Annotated in this window: 3 protein-coding genes; 1 reads left to right on the forward strand and 2 read right to left on the reverse strand. The window is 73.8% G+C overall.

The window, feature by feature from the left end:
* Positions 1-33 precede the first annotated feature (33 nt).
* Positions 34-942: an ATP-dependent DNA ligase gene (locus C6N75_RS01760; protein ID WP_258177167.1), complete on the reverse strand. Its 909-nt coding sequence runs from the start codon at positions 940-942 to the stop codon at positions 34-36.
* A complete protein-coding gene (ligD, locus tag C6N75_RS01765; protein WP_105867052.1) occupies positions 939-1,823 on the reverse strand; it encodes a non-homologous end-joining DNA ligase in 885 nt (294 codons plus the stop codon). The genes C6N75_RS01760 and ligD overlap by 4 nt, the downstream gene beginning before the upstream one ends.
* Before the next feature lie 79 nt (positions 1,824-1,902).
* Between ligD and ku the strand changes: the two genes are divergently transcribed.
* Positions 1,903-3,051: a non-homologous end joining protein Ku gene (gene ku / locus C6N75_RS01770; protein ID WP_105867053.1), complete on the forward strand. Its 1,149-nt coding sequence runs from the start codon at positions 1,903-1,905 to the stop codon at positions 3,049-3,051.
* Positions 3,052-3,060 lie beyond the last annotated feature (9 nt).

The following is a 3,060-nucleotide window of genomic DNA, read 5'->3' on the forward strand; positions in this document are numbered from 1 at the left end:
GCCCTCCGTCAGCCCTCAGCCCTCCGTCAGCCCTCAGCCCTCCGGCGGCCGCAGCCGCAGCACCGTCGTCACCGTGTGCCGGGTGGTGCCCGTCGCCACCTCCGCGAGCAGCCCGGCCGCCACCTCGCGGTAGGCGACCTCCCCGAGCCCGACCGCCATCGCCGTGGCCTGGCCGCCGGCCGGCAGCCGGCGCAGCGCCGCGCCCGCCCGGGAGCGCAGCGCCGGAGGCAGCGGACTGGAGACCACCGGCGTGTCGTCGTCCGGCAGCACCACCACCAGGGACGCCGGCCGCTCGGCCGGCCCGGTGAAGCCGACCACCGCCGCGTCCCGGGTGTCGGTGTGCCGCAGCTTGCGCCAGGCCCGTACGCCCGGCCGGTACGGCTGGTCCAGCTTCTTGACGACCAGCCCCTCGACCCCGATCTCCGGCAGCGTCTCGAACCAGACGGCCGCCACCTCCGGGTCGGTGGTCATCGGCACGGCCTGCAACGGCGGCCCCAGCGCCCCCAGCAGCTCCACCAGCCTCTCCCGCCGCACCTCGAAGCGCCGGGGCCGCAGGTCCGCGCCGTCCGCGCCGAGCACGTCGAACGCGGCGTACGAGGCCGGGAGCCGCTCCGCCAGCCTCGGCGCGCGCCCGGGCGTGGCGGCGGCCCGGCCCTGCACGGCGGCGAAGTCGATCCTCCCCTCCCGCCAGACGACCACCTCCCCGTCCAGCACGGTGCCGGCCGGCAGCAGCCGCGCGGCCTCCGCCAGGTCGGGGAAGGCAGCGGTGACGATCCGCCCCGAGCGGGCCTGGAGCACCACGCCGTCCTCCCGCCGGAACACCACCATCCGGTGTCCGTCGAACTTCGGCTCGTACTCCAGCCCCGCCCCGCGCGGCAGCGACCCGACCGTCTCGGCCAACGCCACCCGCACCGGCGGCGTCAGCGGCCCGAGCCCCCTCACGGCAGCGGCCCCGCGCGCTCCGGGTCGAGCAGCGGGGCCAGCAGGTCGCCGTGCTCCCGCAGCCGCGCCGGCATGTCGCCGGGCAGGAACACCAGCTCCCGCGCGTCCCGGCAGGCGTCGACCTCCTCCCAGGTCACCGGCGCCGAGACGGCCGGCAGCGTGCGGGCGCGCAGGGTGTAGGGGGCGGCGGTGGTCTTGGCGGCCGCGTTCTGGCTGTGGTCCACGAACACCTTCCCGGGCCGCAGCGCCTTCGCCATCCGGTGCACCACCTCACCCGGCAGCGCCGCCTCCGCCTCGACCGCGAGCCGCCGCGCGTAGGCGGAGACCTGCTCCGAGGGGGCGGGCTCCAGCGCCGCGTACAGGTGCAGACCCTTGGCCCCCGAGGTCTTGGCGTACGCCTCCAGGCCATCCGCGGCGAGCCGCTCCCGCAGCCACCCGGCGACCCGGCAGCAGTCCACCACCGTCGCGGGCGCCCCCGGGTCCAGGTCCAGCACCAGGCGGTCGGCGACGGCGGGTGTCGCGGCCCGCCACTGCGGGGTGTGCAGCTCGGCCACCAGGTTCGCCGCCCACATCAGCGACGGCAGGTCCGACACCAGCACCTGACGCGCCCCGGGGTCCTCCGACCGCGGCACCGGGGCGGTCCTCACCCAGTCGGGCGTGCCGGGCGGCGGGTTCTTCGTGAAGAAAAGCTGCCCGTCCGGACCGTCCGGATAGCGCAGGAACGACAGCGGCCGGTCGCGCAGATGCGGGAGGAGCAGGTCCGCGACCGTCGCGTAGTAGTGCAGCAGCTCGCCCTTGGTCGTCCCGGTGGCCGGATGGATGACCTTGTCCAGATTGCTGAGGGCCAGCCGCCGCCCCTCCACCTCCGTGATCGGCGTCATACGATATGAATCCCCGAAAAACGCGCTATCAACTTCCTTCGACTCATTTCACTCGATTCCACCCGATAAGGAGCGGAAGGTGCGATCGATCTGGAACGGCGCCATCTCGTTCGGCCTCGTCAGCATCCCCATCAAGCTGGTGAACGCGACCGAGAACCGGTCCGTCTCCTTCCGTCAGGTGCACGTCGAGGACGGCGGGCGCATCCGCTACCGCAAGGTGTGCGAACTGGACGGACAGGAGGTGACCTCGGCCGACATCGGCAAGGCGTACGAAGAGGCCGACGGCACCATGATCCCGATCACCGACGAGGACCTGGCCGCGCTGCCGCTGCCGACCGCCAAGACCATCGAGATCGTCTCCTTCGTGGCCGCGTCCGAGATCGACCCCATGCAGATGGACACCGCCTACTACCTCTCCGCCAGCGGAGTGCCGGCCGCCAAGCCGTACACCCTGCTCCGCGAGGCGCTGAAACGCAGCGACCGCGTCGCCGTCGCCAAGTTCGCCCTGCGCGGGCGGGAGCGGCTGGGCATGCTGCGGGTCGTCGACGACGTCATCGTGATGCACGGGCTGCTCTGGCCGGACGAGATCCGCCGCCCCGAGGGCGTGGCCCCGGACAGCGACGTCAAGGTGCGGGACGCCGAGCTGGACCTGGCCGACGCGCTGATGGACACCCTGGGGCAGGTGGACCTCGACTCCCTCCACGACGACTACCGCGAGGCCGTCGAGCAGATGATCGCCGCGAAGGCCGAGGGCGTCGAGGAGCCCGCCCCGACCCCGAGCGCCGACCGCGGCGGCCAGGTCATCGACCTGATGGCCGCCCTGGAGGGCAGTGTCCGGGCGGCCCGCGAGGCGCGCGGCGAGGGCGCCGCCGCCGACGCGGCCGAGGAAGGGGCCGGCGGCTCGGTCACCGAACTCCCCGCGCGCGAGCCGAAGAAGTCGGCCGCCGCTTCAGGCCGGAAGACCGCGTCCAAGCAGCCCGCGAAGAAGTCAACGTCCAAACCGGCCGCCAAGTCCGCCGACACCAAGTCCGCCGACACCAAGCCGGTCGCGAAGAAGACCCCCGCCAAGTCCGCCTCGTCCAAGTCGACCGCGTCCAAGGCCGCGTCCAAGTCCACCTCCGCCAAGGCCGCGTCCAAGTCCGCCGCCGGTTCCGAGTCGAAGCCGGCCGCGAAGAAGACGGCTGCCAAGACCGCCACCAAGACCGCCTCCCGCAAACGCGCCTCCTGAGCGACCGGC

Source organism: Streptomyces solincola, assembly GCF_002982015.1.
In the GTDB taxonomy this organism is placed as follows: domain Bacteria; phylum Actinomycetota; class Actinomycetes; order Streptomycetales; family Streptomycetaceae; genus Streptomyces; species Streptomyces solincola.